Here is a 17,646-nt window from a genome sequence, read left to right on the forward strand (position 1 = left end):
ATGGGTGCTGCTACTACCAGATCCACCTTTTCCTTTTCCTTTTCCGCCGGAAGAGCTTGTGCTAGTCGTACCAGTAGTGGAGGTAGAAGACTTGGACTTACTCGTGCTTGAAGAAGAGGAATGGGTGCTGCTACTACCAGATCCACCTTTTCCTTTTCCTTTTCCGCCGGAAGAGCTTGTGCTAGTCGTACCAGTAGTGGAGGTAGAAGACTTGGAATTACTCGTGCTTGAAGAAGAGGAATGGGTGCTGCTACTACCTGATCCACCTTTTCCTTTTCCACCGGAAGAGCTTGTGCTAGTCGTATCAGTAGTGGAGGTAGAAGACTTGGAGTTACTGGTGCTTGAAGAAGAGGAATGGGTGCTGCTACTACCTGATCCACCTTTTCCTTTTCCGCCAGAAGAACTCGTGCTTGTCGTATCAGTAGTGGAACATGAAGAATGTGAGCTGGTATCGCTCGAATTTTTAGTTTCTTCGCCTACTTTATTTGCATCAAAATGATTATCAGACATGAAATCGCCTCTTTTCATACAATTTGTTATATCATATGTGATGTTAGTTTAACTGGTACGGCTATTTCATTAAATGTTAGAGCAAAAAGCCCTAAATTTTAGGAAATCATCCCAAAAAGTAATTTAATGAATTGGCTATTAATTAATTACGTTTATTTTAAAGGATGGATTAGAAGATTTAATTATTTATTCATAAAGCCTGATACGATGTTCAGTGATTGGAGAAACGCAGTGACAGTTCGCTGGCAACTCTTTTTGTACCCAGAAATGAATGTCGAGATTAATGAATATGGAAGGTTAACCTTTTAATAGATTTATTTTAAGGTTTTCTAGAACGAAGGTGGGACATACTTCTTAGTAATGATGTGGTTCTACATATTTAACTAAGTGGGTATGCCCAGTCCAAGTTCGAATTTAATCATATTCATATTACGAAGATATTTATTTCTGTCTATTTTAGACTAGTGAAGGGTATGTTATGGGGCAAAGGCATTTGCCTCTTTTTTTTATTTTTATCATTTAAAATTCTCCTTTGAAAAAGCTTCAGTTTATTCTATCCTTCTAAACATTTATTTTTTTCACCATTGTCTTCATGTGAAAAGCATTTGTACCCAGTAATATAAAAGGAATAACGTTACGAAAGTAGTTAAAGGGATTACAATCATTGATAGACTCAAATAGTCCTTCCATTTAATTCTGATTTTGTGTTGTTTAAGAATGGACATCCAGATTAGGGATGCTAATGTTCCTATTGGTAATAGTAGTGAACCAATGTCGCTTCCGATAATATTCGCTAGGTATATCGTCTTTAACGTGATAGAATTCAGTCCCATTTCTGTTAAAGTGATTGTTCCAATCATTAGTGCAGGGTGGTTATTAAAGAGGTTGGAAAGGATGGAAACCAAACCTCCCATGATAAAACTCGCATTAAATAATCCTTGATTTACGATAGGTTCACATAGATTTACTAGCATATTGGTCAAACCTACATTATGAAGTCCATAGATTATAACGTACATTGAAAAGGCAAAAATGAAAATGTGGTAGGGGATTTTTTTTACAATATCGATAGGCGTTATTCTTAGATAATACCATCTCCATATTAGTAATATTACTGACCCTAGAACTGCTATCAAACTAATTGGAATGGATAAAAAGGAGGCTACAAACAATAGACATCGGATAAGAAAGACGAATAGTAGTATCTTTAGCATAAATCTCGTCCGTTTACGTTTTGTTTCAAGCGAGATGGTTACTCCTTTAAGGGGATGAAATTGTTTGTCGAAGAAACTTTCTTCTATCCCATTTGCAGTGACCTTTATTTTTCTTGGTAACTTTTTTCTTAAAAGAATAAACATAAGCAGGGACATAAACAGTAGACCTAATGTTGCCGGTATAAACATCATAGCAGTATGCATGTAAAGGGTCATATCGACTATTTTTAGTGCAATTAGATTAACGATATTACTTACTCCTATCGGGGCACTAGACGCTGTTGCAATAAGGCATCCACTTAACAAATATGGGATATACTCATGATATTTTAGACGAAGGTTTCTAAGAAGCAAGATTAATATTGGTGTTGTAATCAGTATACTCCCGTCATTATTAAATAATAGAGTCATGGAGAAACAGAGTAGTTGGATGTACCAATAGAGTCGATACCCTGATCCCCTTGCCATATTAACAAGCCGTGCTGCAGCCCAATGGAAAAAACCGAAGCTTTCCAGTATAACTGCCATAACCACTGTTGCAATAATTGTTACGGAGGCGCCACCAATTTTATCGATAATATCTAGAAGATCTCTTTGAGATACTATCCCTATTAGTAAGATAATGACTGCACCAGCTGTAGCCGGAATTGCTTCATTCATTCCTCCTGGCCTCCAGAAAATCATAGTCATGGTTAGAAGGAATACGAACGAGGTAAAGACTATTTCGAACATATATATATCACTCCTTTCATAGAACACACTAGAGAGTGAGGATCTATTGTCCCTACGTGTTCGTTTGCTTATATATATATTCGTCACGAAGTAGATGGTAATAGATAAGTATCTAGTTTCAGATAAATGTATGTTCGTCTCATAGAGAGAAATGTACTGGAAAGATAAGAAACTAGAGCGGTTACTATTTGAATTTGACTTATAGAGAGAAAAGTACTGGAAAGATAATAGACCAAAAATGATTGCAATAATAGATTTGACTTATAAAGAGAGAAGACCTGGAAAGATAGTAAACTAGAATAATTACGATATAAATGTGACTTATAGAGAGAGTAGTACTGTTAAGATAGTAAACCAGATAAGTTATCAGCTGAGATTGGCATTTAGGGTAAATTGTGTAGAGGAGTTATCGAGGGTTGAGGTATTCTTATATCCATTCTGTTCGTTCCTTCAAAGCCTTTATTATCCCCAATAATAGGAGGACTAATTTATTTTTCCCGCTATCAATATTTGAAAAATGACAAAGGGAATTACGTCTTTAATTAAAAATGGAGAGGTTCCAACAAAAAGTGGTTCCAATCATCCAAAAATGAACGGAACCACTTTCATTATTTTTGATTAGTTATGTTAAAGCCTCTTTCCTTCCTTTTCGTTCCACAACCGCATCCGCCTGCAACTCTTTTTGCGACAAGTTTCCTTGGCTGTGAACTTAATTTAACTAAAGGTTTAGCATTCAAGAATAATCACCCCTTTATAAAACGGTTAGCACTCTATAGACTAATGACTTTAATAAACGGTGGAAAATGATGTTGCCAAAATAATCCTTTTATATCAATGATTAATCCTTTATCTATGAAAAGTTTTTGAAAATCAATTTCCTTCCTATTTCGGTATTCTTGATGAGGAACCGCAAGGATAACGATAGATAAATCTTTGAGCTCTTCCCATTCGACAACTTTTAATTGATGGGGAAAATCCGTTGGCATTACATAAGGATCGTGAACATAAACATTTAGACCATAATCTGCAAGTGTTAAAGCAATTTCAACTGATTTAGAATTACGTATATCCGGAATATTTTCTTTAAATGTAAGACCGAGGATGCCAATATTAATCTGATTATCCCCATCTAGGTGTTCATCAATATAGCTTAAGACCGTATCAACAATGATAGTTGGAATGTGTTCATTTACCTTACGTGCTGTTTCAAGGAATTCCGGATGATATCCCTTTATCTTTGATTTATAAATGAAATAATATGGATCTACTCCTATACAATGTCCCCCTACTAGCCCTGGATAAAAAGGAATAAAGTTCCACTTCGTCTTAGCAGCATCTAAAACGTCATACGTACTTATCCCCATTTGCTTGAATATTAGCGATAATTCGTTCATGAAAGCGATATTAATATCCCTTTGGGTATTTTCTACGAGTTTGGCGGCTTCTGCTACTTTAATAGAATTAACCTTATGCACTTCCGCATCGATTACTTTTTGATAAAGATGATATATTTTATCAAGGGTTTCCTTATTTTGTGCAGCTACTATCTTTTCCGTATTGAAGAAGGTATGGGTTTTGTCGCCGGGGTTAATCCTCTCCGGGGAATATCCAACAAAGAAATCCTCTCCGCATGTAAGCCTTGAACTCTTCTCGAGTGTTGGAATACAGGTTTCTTCTGTAGCTCCGGGATATACAGTAGATTCATAGACGATAATAGTTCCCTTTTTCATATTTTTTCCAATTGTTGTAGATGCATCAATAAGATAAGACAAGTCAGGCTCCTTATTAGCATTTAACGGTGTCGGAACTGTTACGATAATGACATGGCAAGAATTTAACTGTTTTTCATCCATTGTAAAAGTTATGGAGGATTCCTTTAATAGCTTGCTAGAAACTTCTCTTGTGTTGTCGATATGATGTTGAAGAGAGTGTATTCTCTCTTTATTAACATCATATCCAATAACCTTAAACTTTCGTGAAAATCCCAGGGCAACAGGTAATCCTACGTAACCTAAACCCACAACCCCAATAATAAGATCATCTAGGAATCCGTTTATTTTTTCATTTATTATTCCTGTATTTGTTTTCATATTAAATAATCCTCTCTAATATTTAAGAGCTAATATTTTATATGAAATCGATTTATTGACTGTTCCAAGCAGTTGTTAAAAAAGGCATTGAAACTAGGATGGAAGTTGATTTCTCCTGTTATTATCCAATATGCCGTTCCCTAGTTTTTTAGTTGCAATACTTATATAAGGACACATTCTAGTAAGAAGGAGAGTAAATATGATTCCATTAGTTGATTTAAAGAAGCAATATGCGACTATTCAGGACGATATAGTGGAAGCGATGCTAGAAGTATTAGATAGTGGACAATATATTTTAGGATCAAAGGTTACAGAATTGGAAAGTGCAATCGCAAAAAGACTCGGTGTGAAACATGCAATAGCAGTTGGAAACGGAACGGATGCACTTGTCCTGACGTTGGATGCTTATGGAATAGGAAGTGGTGATGAGGTTATTACAACTACTTTTTCTTTCTTCGCAACAGCTGAAGCTATCTCAAGGGTGGGCGCAACGCCAGTCTTTGTTGATATTGATCCGATTTCGTTTAATATTGATCCGAATAAGATAATCGACAAAATTACCCCCCGAACAAAAGCAATTTTACCTGTACATCTTTTTGGACAGCCTGCAGATATGGATAAAATCCTAGAAATTGCGATGAATTATAATCTATTAGTGATTGAGGATGCATGCCAAGCATTTGGTGCAACTTTTATGCAACAAGAGGTTGGAAGTATTGGTGATGCAGCATGTTTTTCCTTTTTCCCAACGAAAAATCTAGGAACGATTGGGGATGGTGGTTTAATTACAACATTTGACGACCGTTTGGCAGAGTCAATTCGGAAATTACGTGCACACGGTAGTAGTAAAAAATACTATCATCAACAACTAGGCTACAATAGTAGACTAGATGAAATACATGCAGCATTCTTATTAGTATGTTTAAAGGAAATTGATCAATGGAATGAACAAAGAGTTTCCATTGCCGATTATTATTTTTCTCATTTAAAAAAATGTAAAACTGTAGAACTACCAGTTGTATTGCCTAATCGTTCCCATGTGTTTCACTTATTTTGTTTAAAATCAGAAAAGAGACAACAAATAATGTCTGCTTTAAATCGGGCGGATATTCAAACAGGCATTTATTATCCACTATGTCTACATGCTCAGGAAGCATATAAAGGCTTAGGCTATTCAATGGGGGACTTTCCTGTAGCGGAAATGGCATCTAGCCAGCTGTTTGCAATCCCAATGCATCCTTTTCTATCAAGGAAAGAACAGGACATGATTATTGAACATATAAGCAAAGTGTGTGAGCAGCTATGACGTTATCAATTGGGCTTATCGGATGTGGATATATCGCCAAAAAACATCTGGAAACTATAAGTCAACTTGATGAGGTCGAATTAATCGCTGTAAGTGATATTGATGGAAATAAAATGGATGAAGCAATTTTGCTATACAACCAATTAACAGGAATAAACCGGATAATAAAAAAGTTCAATAATTTTTATGATCTATTAGAAGATAAAAATATAGATATTGTAGTTATTGCAACAGTCTCTGGCCTGCATGCCAAAATAGCAAGTGAATCGTTAGTACACCATAAACATGTTATTTTAGAAAAGCCGTTTGCCCTTTCCGTAGCTGATGGTGAACGGCTTATCGAATTGGCCAAAGCAGAAAATAGGCGTATCCTCGTTTGCCATCAACTACGCTACCGTCCTGTATTCAGAAAGCTTAAAGCGTTGTTAGAAAAAGATGCATTAGGGAGGATTCATCTTGGTGTTGCATCAATGCGTATTCACCGCTCCGAAAGCTATTTTAACAACTCCAATTGGAAGGGGACATGGAAGCACGATGGTGGAATGTTATTAAATCAAGGCATGCATTTAATAGACTTATTGATTTGGTTTATGGGGGATGCTACTACTGTATATGGTGACATTTCCAACAATATGGATATAAAGGATACGGAGGATATTGCCGCTGGAGTCTTAACGTTTCATAATCGAGCAAAAGGAATAATTGATGCGAATACAATTACAAAGCCGGACAATCTAGGCTACTATATATCTCTCTTTGGAGAAAATGGAACATTTTCTATTGGGGGGCCATCCTTTAATAAGTTGGAGCGGTGCTATTTTCCAAATTCATCCCATACCAATGAAATCTTATCATTAATGGAGGATCATAATGAGCATAAATATATGTATCAAAACTTTATTAACGTTTTAAACCAAAAGGAAACAATATTGTTAATGGACGAGAAGGACGCTTTTCGTTCTATAATGACGGTATTTGCAATTTATGAAGCTTCTAAGTGTAATAAAGTGGTTCATCTTCCATTAGAGTCTTTTTCTACAGAAGAGATGAACATGGAAAGGGTGAAGGAATGGGAGAAGAAATGATTCATGATACAGCATCATTTGGCAGTGATGTAAAGATGGGTAAATATGTAAAAATTGAAGAGAATGTAAGGATAGGAAATAATGTAACAATAGGTGATTTTGTTATTATTAAACAAGGTACTGAAATAGGAAATAATGTAATTATTGGTGATTTGACTATACTTGGTAAAGCCCCTGCTGCTAACAGCAACATGGCTAGACCGGTGGAAAAGTCTCTATCACCCCTTTCTATAGGAGATCAGGTAGTGATTGGATGTAATACGGTGCTTTATAAAGGAACAATTATTCATCAAGGCGTATTCATTGGTGACCTAGCTAGTATTAGAGAAAAAGTAATTGTTGGAGAGGAAAGTATTATCGGAAGAAATGTTATTGTGGAGATGAATACAACGATTGGAAAACAAGTCACTATTCAAACTGGGTCATATATTACTGCTGATATGCTGATTGAGGATCACGTATTTATCGGTCCGTGCTGTTCCACATCGAATGATAAATATATGGGAGAAGGTAATTACCGGCATCAAGGTCCTATTATTAAGCAAGGTGCAAAGGTAGGAAATAACGCAACACTTCTTCCGGGAATCATAATTGGTAAACAGGCAGTAGTTGGTGCAGGAGCCGTAGTTACGAAGAATGTACCTGATAATCAGGTAGTTGTTGGTAATCCGGCAAAACGATTAACTACAAACTGAATAACTGAATGAAACCGTTCTAGGCTAATCCCTTGAGCGGTTTTTTGGTAGATAAGAGAGTAAGGACTTCTTATCCTTTATACTATTGCGGTAAAAAGTAAAACCTACTAACTTCAAAGCAAAATTAATTATTCAAAACTAACAATAGTAAAAATGATGAGGTTTCGGTTCTATTTTAATCAAACTTTAATCAGAATGGACTGATACTATCTATAAATTCGCACATTTAGAGATGAGAGGGGGTAACTGCCTGAACAAGCAGTCAAAACTGGCATACTATAATTTTGAGTTTCAATACTAGAAGATTCTAGTGGAAACAATAAATTGTAAAGGAGGAAATAGGCTTGTCTATCAACAATTTAATTGTAAATGATAGCTTCGAAACTGGTGATTTTTCTGGTTGGCAGGTAGTAAATGCAGACATTACCAACTTATATGCCCATTCTGGTAATTATTCTGCAAGACTTGCCAATAGTTCGGTATCTGCCCAGTTATCACAAATTGTTCCAGCTGAAGCTGGTGAAGGTTATCAACTACTAGTTTCATTAGCCAAAAGTAATCTCCAGCCTAGCCCGATAATAAATCTGCAAGTACTTTTTCTAAATGCTACAAATAGTGTGATAGGTATTGGATTAGATGTAGATATTGAATTCGGTAGTATTCCTGTAGTAACTGACGATACATGGTTAGAAGTATATCAGACAACTAATATTGCTCCTGCTGGCACAACACAAGCACAAGTGGTTATTACTAAACCTATAAGTGCTTTAACTGCACCATTTGTATATGTTGATGATGTAGCATTACTTGAAGCTGGTGATTCAGGTGCAACCGGAGCACCAGGCCCAACTGGAGCACCAGGTCCAACTGGAGCACCAGGTCCAACTGGAGCAGCGGGTCCAACTGGAGCAGCGGGTCCAACCGGAGCAGCGGGTCCAACCGGAGCAACCGGAGCAACTGGAGCACCAGGCCCAACTGGAGCACCAGGCCCAACTGGAGCACCAGGACCGACTGGAGCAACGGGAGCAACCGGAGCACCAGGCCCAACCGGAGCAGCAGGTCCAACTGGAGCAGCTGGAGCAACTGGTCCAACTGGAGCAGCAGGTCCAACTGGAGCAGCTGGAGCAACCGGAGCAACGGGAGCAACCGGAGCAACCGGAGCGCCCGGCCCAACCGGAGCAGCGGGTCCAACCGGAGCAGCAGGTCCAACCGGAGCAACGGGAGCAACCGGAGCACCAGGCCCAACCGGAGCGCCCGGCCCAACCGGAGCAACTGGTCCAACTGGAGCGACCGGAGCGCCCGGCCCAACCGGAGCAGCAGGTCCAACTGGAGCAACGGGAGCAACGGGAGCAACCGGAGCGCCAGGTCCAACTGGAGCAGCTGGAGCAACGGGAGCAACGGGAGCACCAGGCCCAACTGGAGCAGCAGGTCCAACCGGAGCGCCCGGCCCAACTGGAGCAGCGGGTCCAACCGGAGCGCCCGGCCCAACTGGAGCAGCGGGTCCAACCGGAGCAGCAGGTCCAACCGGAGCAACGGGAGCAACGGGAGCACCAGGTCCAACTGGAGCAGCAGGTCCAACTGGAGCAGCGGGTCCAACCGGAGCGCCCGGCCCAACCGGAGCGCCCGGCCCAACTGGAGTAACTGGAGCACCAGGCCCGACTGGAGCGCCAGGTCCAACTGGAGCAGCGGGTCCGACTGGAGCGCCAGGCCCAACCGGAGCCTCAGTAACGGAAACATCAGCATTTGCTGCGAACACTTCTGGTGCTACAATTACAGTAGCTTTAGGCGGAACAGCAGTACCTCTACCAGATGCACAGAATTTGGATGGATTTACTGTAAACGGAGATAGTACTGTATTTACAGTTCCTGAAGACGGTAGATATTATATTACCTATAATGTTAATTTAGCTGTTGGATTAATAATAGGTTCTCGACTAGTTATCAATGGAACTCCAAATTTAGCCTCTACAGTAAACCCAGTCCTATCCCTAACCCAGCTTAGCGGTGAAGTAATTGTTCCACTAACTGCCGGTAGTACCGTATCATTAGAACTTTTCGGATTTTTAGGTGGAGCTGTACTTCAAACTGGAGCAGGTGCTACTTTATCAATTGTAAGGTTAGATAATAACCTATAATAAAAATAGACCTGAGCGCTCTATGCGTTTAGGTCTATTTTTCTATATCATGAGGATCAAGATTATAGAATCTCCTATTAAACTTCATCTCATTTTGTGTAATGTAGGTTTTGATACAAGCAAGATTCATCTTTTTAAATACATTGGTAATAGGAAACGCTACCCCCTTATAGCTATATGAAAGGAGTACAAATGATGATATCAATAAGTCTTTGTATGATTGTAAAGAATGAGGAAGAAGTGCTTGCAAGATGTCTTGATTCCGTAAAGGATATAGTTGATGAGATTAATATAGTGGATACTGGTTCAACTGACAATACAGTTGAAATTGCTAATAGGTATACAAATCGAGTTTTTCATTTTGAGTGGATAGGTGACTTTGCCGCAGCAAGAAATGAATCATTTAAATATGCAACAAAGGATTATATCTTATATTTAGATGCTGATGATGTTTTATTAGAAGAAGATCGGAAAAAGTTAAAAGAGCTTAAAGAAACGTTGGAAATATCGGTGGATTCCGTTTCCATGTATTACAATGCCGGAATGGATGAGTATGGAAATGTTACGTTACAATATCGAAGGAATCGATTAGTAAAACGTAGTAGAAACTTCAAGTGGAAGGGCGATTGTCATCAATACCTCGAAGTATATGGGAATATTATTAACTCGGATATTGCCGTTACACATAAAAAAATCCGTCATTCTGTGGGGAGAAATTTGTCCATTTATCAAAAAAAACTAGAAAGAGGAGATGTATTTTCCGCAAGAGATTATTTTTATTATGGTAATGAATTGCGAGAAAATGGTTTCTATCAAGAGGCTATAGAGAACTATGAGAAGAATATACAGTTAAAAGAAGGGTGGGTAGAGGATAAGGTATATGCATGTGTAAATAAGGCCGATTGCTATCGGATGATTGGGGAGAAGGAGAAGGAGCTGCATTCCTTATTAGAGTCCTTAAAGTTTGCGAAAACTCCTCGTCCAGAGGTATGTAGCCGGATTGGATATTACTTCCAGCGAGAGCAAGACTATCAATCTGCGATCTTTTGGTATAAATTAGCTACAGAAATAGAAATTGATTTTAACAAATGGAGTTTTTCTTATCCTGCCTATGCTACTTGGTATCCTCATTTACAATTATGTGTTTGCTATTATAATCTTCAGGATTTCGAAAAGGCTTATTATCATAATGAAAAGGCAAGGGAGTTCCGTCCAAATGATGAAAGAATCCTATTTAATAAGAGAATTATTGAACCTAAGGTAAATTTAGATGTAGCCCACGGGGTAAAACAATAAAATATAAAATAAAATCCTTAAAAGGCTATTAAACCAATCCTCTGGTTTAGTAGCTTTTTATTAAAAAAGCGTTATAGCTTCAAAAAGAGAAACTATAACGCAATGGTTAGTCTTAATTATTCATGATCATTGTGTTTATGTCCGCCTATAATTCCTGGAAATACAACTGGGCATTGAGGAGGTATTGATGGTGTAGGACATTGTTCGACTAAAACATCACGTGGCTGGCAGAAATCTGCATGTAGTTCAATAGTCACATCTGCAACGGATTGGACGCTTTGGCAAACATTTAAGAATAGATCAACACTTTCTAGAACTCCTGCGACACAGTTTACAGTAACACTACAATCTACATCAGCCAGTCGAACTACAAGTCGAGTTCCTTCAGGTGCACATAGATATACAGATTCTGGAATATCAACAACAATTTCGTCAGAAGTAATAACAAATGGAGTTGTACCATTAAGCCCACTAAATTCGATTACTACGTTTAATGTTTTTACAAATGATACTCGCTGTAGAGTTACTAGTGCCCCATTAACAACATATTGTCTATTTTCTCTTTCTCCTACTTCAACAACTGGAATTTCTGCATTTGGAGGAAGTGGATTACCAGTTGCTGGATCTACTAGATAGCAAGTGGCAGTTAAATTACTTACTGCCGGACCACATGGATCTAAAGGCAGTGCGCCTATTGCAGCAGCTAGGACTGTTTGATTTAAGTCCTCTTGTAGGATAACCCAGTCATATACTTTTTCTGCATTTATGCATAGAAGCTCTTGAGCTCCCTGTAATGGTTGTTCCTGCATTATCTCTCTCCCTTTCAATAAATTATTTATCAGTAACAAGTTATGTGTTACATCAGTGTTTTGCACTGTACAAAAGACTATTTTCTAGTGTTTTTAACCAAAATGTACCTTTACCTATTTAAGATTCATAGGCTAAGTAGATTAGAAATATGTCACATCTTTCAGTCATGTTCATAAAATATATTAAACTAGTGTGCTTTGAGGTGGGGATGATGTCGAACCTGTTCCCGGGAGAGGATGTTGAAAAATTACTGGTTCAACTTCAGAAATATAGAAGAATAATACGAAACTATCAAGAAAATGATTTAAGCCTAGATTATTCACGATTGAAATTAGAAGTGAAGGAGCTACGGGCAAAATTAGCGGACAGTAAACAAAAAATAGCACAAATGGAAAAAAAACAGAAAGATAACCTGTTTGATTACTATAAAGTATTGGAAGAACGTAGGAGATTACAACAGGAAGTTGTGAAGCTTCGGAACGAAATTCATTTTAACCATTCAAGGAGCAGTCAAAATGAGAAGAGTTATTTTTCCTTAACGGAGAAGGACTTAGAAAAAGTAGCCGTAATAGTACAGGAATCATTATTAAATCTGATTGATGCTAAAGTATACAAACTTGAAGAAGGGGATTTAACTGTAGAAAAGAAACAAGGGGTAAAGAGTGAAATTGTTTTTCCTAATAGAAAGGAGTCTCATGAAAAAATGGAGAGAGAAGAGAACAACCTTGAGGTAAACACATCGAGCATTATAAAAAGTGATAAAGATACCAATAGTAATGTGCAAATTGGAAATGAAAGTGGTAGACGAGCGGAAACTAATAATGAAAAGAAAAATCAATCAAGTACCAGTATAGGGAAATCTAGTGAAAAAACAGGTCATCGTACATTTTCAATACATCAACCGGAATCCCAACATGTTCCCCCAACTTTAATAACGATACAAAACCAAATAACTGAAATAAAGAAGCTACTAGAAGAAAGAAAGCCAAAAGAAACACCATTTCCAAGACAACAGCGTCCGCATAATCCATTATTGCGAGGAAACTCGCATAAAACAAGCAATCCTACACGCTCCAAAGAGTTTACATTTAGGGATTTACAGGGAGCTACGAATGTATCACAAATTATTGAAGTTGGTGCAAAGAAAGATATAAATCTCTTTAAAAATCAGCAGATACCACAGGCTAAAGAAGGGAGGAAACCTGTTTATATTAGAAATACTAGAAATAAAAATGCCACCTATCAAGGCTCCTTAGAACATAAGGATATGGATATCAATGGGAAAATGATTCAAGATTCTAAAATGGATACTATTATTGGTAATAAAAAATTTGAATTAAAGGGAAATAGCAATGCTGAAGCTAGTCAGGATAAAATATCTAATGTTGAAAAAAATTATGAAACTAACCAGGTTGAAACATCTAATGTTGTAAACAATCAAGAAACTATTAATTCTGTGCTTGCTACAGAAGATACAACTAAAAAGAGTGAGGAAAGAACCATACACAAGGAGCAAAAGGTTATTGAACTAAAAGGTGAAAATAAGGATAAAAGAGATGGCGAAACTATTTCGGTACATTCTATGACAGAGGAAGAAAACCACGAAAACCAAAAGACATCACAGAAGCGATCACTATGGCAGAAAATCACTCGGTTATTTCGAAAAAATTAAGGGAGCTATTCAAGGATGAGTAGCCCCTTTGTAACAGATTTTGTTTATAATAATTGCATAATCCCTTCGAACTTTTCACGATGATAGGCAATTGCCTTGTCAAGCTCCCTATTGATAATTTCAAAGCTTTGATTTGGGCTTCTATCATTATCAGAGCTTTTATTTGATATAGCATTTACTTTATAGTCGACAAGCATAGTAAGGATGAGGAATTCCAATTCACTATAGTCTTGATTATTTTCCTTCGCATGAACCAATTCCTTATAGAGTACTTCTTGTAATAGTTGCCATAGGTATTCGTGATTTACCATTGCCTTCACGTCCTTTTTAACTTTTTGTACTTACATTAATCATATTTAATGCACTTATCCCTTCATTTTCCATGTTCGTAAATATGAACCCTTGAACGGTGCATGAATAAAAGCCATCATTTCGCCACTTAATTTGAAGATTAGAAAAAGAGATCGTTTCCATGGGGAGAAGTTGCTTTTCTTCTATTAGCTGAAACCAATGTTCATTGTCACTCACTTCCTCATTTGTCTGGAACTGACGCCAATAACTAGCCGGTGAATTATTATTATTAAAATTACTAACATAAAACTTACCAGAAAATTTATAAGCATCCGTCGCATCAACTTTTATACATAAATATAATTCTTCCACTGTACGATTGGAAAGGTTTTTAATTTGAAAGTCACCGATTATTATATTTTCACCTAAGTCATCATTTGATGTATTAACTGTATATGTAAAGTATCCAAGTAATGAGCTATCTTGTGGTATTTTGTTTTGCCCCATAAAAAATTGATTAATCGCTGTGATATATGTTTCTGTTTGCTTATTTAGTAATGATATTTTTTCTTGAATTTCCTTAAGACTCAATGGTTCTTCAACTCCTTTCCTTCATTTAGCTTCTTTATACTTATGCATATAATTATGAATTTATTAATGAATAGCAAGCTAGGTAAATGATTAATCAAATGGGATAGCTGCATAAATCAGTAATTATTCATAAAAGGAGTAATTAAAATGAAAGGTGAAAGAGTGGTTCGAATACCAAAGGAGCTATTGCAAATGGTAATAACCAGATGTCATCAAGTATTGCCTTATGAATGTTGTGGACTATTAAGTGGAAAGTCGATGAAAGAAGTACTCACTAATTGGGAACTAAAAAACGAGTCAACAACAAGGAGCCAATTTTTAGTTAGCCAGTCGAATGTACGAGAAACACTTCGAAAAATAGAGGAAAGAGAAGAAAAAGTATTAATGATTTATCATTCTCACCCCACGGCACCACCATTTCCCTCAAGACAGGATATACTACATCATCCAGACGTAAATGTGCTAATGTTCATCATCTCATTTTTAAATGGAAGAATAGATTATAAGTGCTTTGAGGTATCGGGAAATGGCTTTTCGGAGGTAATATTAGAGGTTTTTTAATCCATAATAGATGTTGACGGTTATACTCATAAAAATAAAAGCCCTTCTAGTAGAAAGGCTTTTATTAGTAAGACTAATCATCTCCAATGTTATGACTATCTAATGAGGCAATTGCTCCATTTTTATCATTTTTTTTAAATCCCTTGTCAGGTTTGCCTGCATTTTCAAGATCTCCAGATGTCTTGTATCCAGCAAATTCTGTGTTACCAGTTGTACCGTAAATTTCCATACCGCCTAATTGAACATTTAGCTTTTCAGGTGTCTTATCCTGTTTTTTACTCATTTCATGCACCTCCTGATAGTATTCTGACCGTTAGCAGGTGAAATATTCTCGTCGTTTTATATTATTAACGAATACTCATCGATCTTAATGCATCACGAAGTCCATCATCTAAAAAACAATTACTAGGGGCCAAACATTGAATCTGAAATATACTTAAAATAGTCAAATGGAATGGATGAAATGATTTTCACTTTCCGTCTGTAACCCACCAAAGATGTGGATTATTGTACATGGTGAGTGGTAGCGGCTCGACCCCTTGTAGTCGATTATTATATGCCCATACGCTATTTTGTGCGTAAAGCAATAATACCGGTAGGTCCTCGGAGAAGAGTTCTTGCCAATCTTTATATACTTTTTTTCGATAATCTTGTTCGTATGCCTCTGGTGCTTTCACTGCCTTTTTTAATAATTCATCTGACTTTGGATTGTTCCAACGAGAGAAGTTGTAGGTAGCTGTAGCACCCCACATTTCCGTAGGATCAGGGTCCACACTTCCTAGATTCCAGCCAAGCAGATATAAATCCAATTCCTTTTTGTCATTGGATAGGTCTTCCATGAATGCTGCCACTTTTTGGGGCTGCAGATTTACATTAATCCCAATATCTCCAAGCATTTTCTTAATTAGGGATGCGGATTTTTCATGTAATTCATTTCCGATAGGATAATTAAAGTTCAATACCCACTCATTGCCATCTGGGTCTTCACGGAATCCATCATCATTGTTGTCCAAATAGCCCAATTCATCTAGAATTGTCGAGGCTTTTTTGGGGTTAAATGCATAATTTTTGGTCGCATTTTCGTCATAAGCCCAGAATGGTTTAGCAATAGGGGCGTTTATTATCGCACCATGATTATAAAGTACCTCTTCAAGGATAGCTTCACGATTAATAGCGAAGGCTATCGCTTGTCGCACTTTAGTGCTCGATAGTTTTTTATTTGATTTCCAATTATCTGGATCAAATATTCCTAATTCAATATCTTCTTTTGTACGGTAATTGTGCTTAAAACCAAGTAGCTGATAACTGAAGCTTGGCTGTTCAATGATAGTAATATTTTCTAATTCATGGACATTATTAATAGATTCTAATGGAATACCATCTGGATTAGCGATAAAATCAATTTCGCCATTTTCTAATTGGTCAACTATCACGGAAGGAGGAACAACTCGCCAAATTATTTTGTTTAGATAAGGTGTACCTTGCCAATAATCTTTATGCCCTTCAAGTACATATTGCTCGTTCTCAACCATTTCTGTAAGTCTAAATGGTCCAGTCCCAATTACTTTACCAGCTTCAAGGGATTCTGGTGCTTTAGGCATTTCCGCCACTGGAATGTCCTCAAATATATGTTTTGGTATGATAGGTGCACTCGCAAAATGAATTGGATTAATCGTTGGCTTGCTAAATTTAAATATTACGGTATAGTCATCCTTTGCTACTACACCTTCAAATTTTTGAGTTTCCCCGTTACTAAAGGATATATAGTTTAAGAGAGGTTCGGCATACGAGGTGAGTATTCCACCCGCCTGAATATAATCAGGATGTGAAATGGATTCATAAGTAAAAACGACATCGTTTGCTGTAAATTTCTCGCCATCATGCCACTTTACACCTTTCTTTAAGAACAGCGTTAATTCGGTATGCGCTTCATTAATCTCCCATTTTTCTGCTAATCTAGGAACAAACTCAAGATGTTCATTCCGACTTACTAGACTTTCATGCGTAAATGCTAAGATATTTCCTTCATTTGCTTCCTCGTAAAATAATGGATTAAACATTCCTGTTGGAGAAGTATACATTCCTCCTACTAATGTACCGCCTGTTTTAGGTTTTTTTTGCGTTCTCTCACTTTTTTCTTTCGTATCTTGTTTCAATTGTTTTTGTACATTCATATCCATTTCTGCTTCCCTTTTATTACTCGTACAGGCAACTAAAGCAGCTAGAATAAAAATAAGAAGGGTTATAAAAGTTAAACGAAAAATCGTTTTTTTATTCATTTAGATTCCCCTTTTAAAAAAAGTATTATTGTTCAATAGGAACATTAAGTAGCTTCAAAATGTTTCCGATGGTCGTAATATTCTATGACAGGCAGTTTAGGATTATTAGTAATTGGTAGTATTTAATAGTTAAGTTGTATACTAGTGGCATATTGTTGGTCTAAGTGGAAAGTGCGAATATAACAAAATTCCTATTGTGCTCTTCGCTAACTCTTTTGATTTAGTTTAAAAAACAATCCATACAATACAAAAGGAATTGAAGTTACAAAGAGTACTTTAGCATGGTATCATATGACTATAATAGTCCGTTTAATAGTTAAAATAAGGTATTTCAGAAGTATAAGGCAAGTAAAGGGAAATATCATGGCTGTTTCTCTTT

16 protein-coding genes are annotated in these 17,646 nt (G+C 37.0%); 9 read left to right on the forward strand and 7 right to left on the reverse strand.

The window, feature by feature from the left end; translation table 11 throughout:
* Both HNR27_RS09045 and HNR27_RS09050 read left to right on the forward strand, forming a co-directional pair.
* The coding region (locus HNR27_RS09045) for a hypothetical protein (RefSeq protein WP_429339543.1) at positions 1-499 on the forward strand (499 nt) is incomplete at its 5' end.
* A gap of 137 nt (positions 500-636) precedes the next feature.
* Positions 637-819 (forward strand): hypothetical protein, encoded by a 183-nt coding sequence (locus HNR27_RS09050; RefSeq protein ID WP_429339544.1) that lies wholly within the window; start codon positions 637-639, stop codon positions 817-819.
* Between the two features lie 281 nt (positions 820-1,100).
* Here HNR27_RS09050 and HNR27_RS09055 read toward each other — a convergent pair whose 3' ends face one another.
* Together HNR27_RS09055 and HNR27_RS09060 are read right to left on the reverse strand one after the other, a co-directional pair.
* Positions 1,101-2,456 (reverse strand): arsenic transporter, encoded by a 1,356-nt coding sequence (locus tag HNR27_RS09055; protein WP_429339545.1) that lies wholly within the window; start codon positions 2,454-2,456, stop codon positions 1,101-1,103.
* Positions 2,457-3,226: 770 nt separating this feature from the next.
* Positions 3,227-4,546, reverse strand: coding sequence for a nucleotide sugar dehydrogenase (locus tag HNR27_RS09060; RefSeq protein WP_429339546.1), 1,320 nt, complete (start codon positions 4,544-4,546; stop codon positions 3,227-3,229).
* A gap of 199 nt (positions 4,547-4,745) precedes the next feature.
* On the opposite strand from HNR27_RS09060, the gene HNR27_RS09065 reads away from it, so the two are divergent.
* From HNR27_RS09065 to HNR27_RS09085, 5 genes are all read left to right on the forward strand, one after another.
* Positions 4,746-5,852, forward strand: a complete 1,107-nt coding sequence (locus tag HNR27_RS09065; protein ID WP_429339547.1) for a DegT/DnrJ/EryC1/StrS family aminotransferase — start codon at positions 4,746-4,748, stop codon at positions 5,850-5,852.
* Entirely contained in the window at positions 5,849-6,937 is a 1,089-nt protein-coding gene (locus HNR27_RS09070) for a Gfo/Idh/MocA family protein (RefSeq protein ID WP_429339548.1), read from the forward strand. The genes HNR27_RS09065 and HNR27_RS09070 overlap by 4 nt, the downstream gene beginning before the upstream one ends.
* On the forward strand, positions 6,934-7,632 hold the full coding sequence (locus tag HNR27_RS09075) for an N-acetyltransferase (protein WP_429339641.1): 699 nt from the start codon (positions 6,934-6,936) through the stop codon (positions 7,630-7,632). Before HNR27_RS09070 ends, HNR27_RS09075 begins: the two co-directional genes overlap by 4 nt.
* A gap of 344 nt (positions 7,633-7,976) precedes the next feature.
* Complete coding sequence (locus HNR27_RS09080) at positions 7,977-9,767, forward strand: NTTRR-F1 domain (protein ID WP_429339549.1); 1,791 nt, start codon at positions 7,977-7,979, stop codon at positions 9,765-9,767.
* Between the two features lie 195 nt (positions 9,768-9,962).
* On the forward strand, positions 9,963-11,063 hold the full coding sequence (locus HNR27_RS09085) for a glycosyltransferase (protein WP_429339642.1): 1,101 nt from the start codon (positions 9,963-9,965) through the stop codon (positions 11,061-11,063).
* 116 nt (positions 11,064-11,179) lie between these two features.
* Here HNR27_RS09085 and HNR27_RS09090 read toward each other — a convergent pair whose 3' ends face one another.
* A complete protein-coding gene (locus HNR27_RS09090) occupies positions 11,180-11,872 on the reverse strand; it encodes a BMQ_0737 family morphogenetic spore coat protein (RefSeq protein ID WP_429339550.1) in 693 nt (230 codons plus the stop codon).
* Between the two features lie 209 nt (positions 11,873-12,081).
* Here HNR27_RS09090 and HNR27_RS09095 point away from each other — a divergent pair, with 209 nt between their 5' ends.
* Positions 12,082-13,545, forward strand: a complete 1,464-nt coding sequence (locus HNR27_RS09095) for a hypothetical protein (protein ID WP_429339551.1) — start codon at positions 12,082-12,084, stop codon at positions 13,543-13,545.
* A gap of 44 nt (positions 13,546-13,589) precedes the next feature.
* On the opposite strand, the gene HNR27_RS09100 is transcribed toward HNR27_RS09095, so the two are convergent.
* Both HNR27_RS09100 and HNR27_RS09105 read right to left on the reverse strand, forming a co-directional pair.
* Positions 13,590-13,856, reverse strand: coding sequence for a hypothetical protein (locus HNR27_RS09100; RefSeq protein ID WP_429339552.1), 267 nt, complete (start codon positions 13,854-13,856; stop codon positions 13,590-13,592).
* Between the two features lie 16 nt (positions 13,857-13,872).
* Positions 13,873-14,427, reverse strand: a complete 555-nt coding sequence (locus tag HNR27_RS09105; RefSeq protein WP_212921528.1) for a hypothetical protein — start codon at positions 14,425-14,427, stop codon at positions 13,873-13,875.
* Positions 14,428-14,574: 147 nt separating this feature from the next.
* On the opposite strand from HNR27_RS09105, the gene HNR27_RS09110 reads away from it, so the two are divergent.
* Positions 14,575-14,988, forward strand: coding sequence for a M67 family metallopeptidase (locus HNR27_RS09110; protein WP_429339553.1), 414 nt, complete (start codon positions 14,575-14,577; stop codon positions 14,986-14,988).
* A gap of 73 nt (positions 14,989-15,061) precedes the next feature.
* Here the strand turns inward: HNR27_RS09110 and HNR27_RS09115 are convergent, their stop codons facing one another.
* Positions 15,062-15,271 carry a hypothetical protein gene (locus tag HNR27_RS09115; protein ID WP_429339554.1) on the reverse strand — a complete coding sequence of 70 codons (210 nt, stop codon included), beginning with the start codon at positions 15,269-15,271 and terminating at the stop codon, positions 15,062-15,064.
* 187 nt (positions 15,272-15,458) lie between these two features.
* A complete protein-coding gene (locus tag HNR27_RS09120; protein WP_429339555.1) occupies positions 15,459-17,267 on the reverse strand; it encodes a peptide-binding protein in 1,809 nt (602 codons plus the stop codon).
* Between the last annotated feature and the right edge of the window lie 379 nt (positions 17,268-17,646).

The organism is Ornithinibacillus bavariensis, assembly GCF_050433565.1.
GTDB classification, from domain to species: domain Bacteria; phylum Bacillota; class Bacilli; order Bacillales; family Amphibacillaceae; genus Ornithinibacillus; species Ornithinibacillus bavariensis.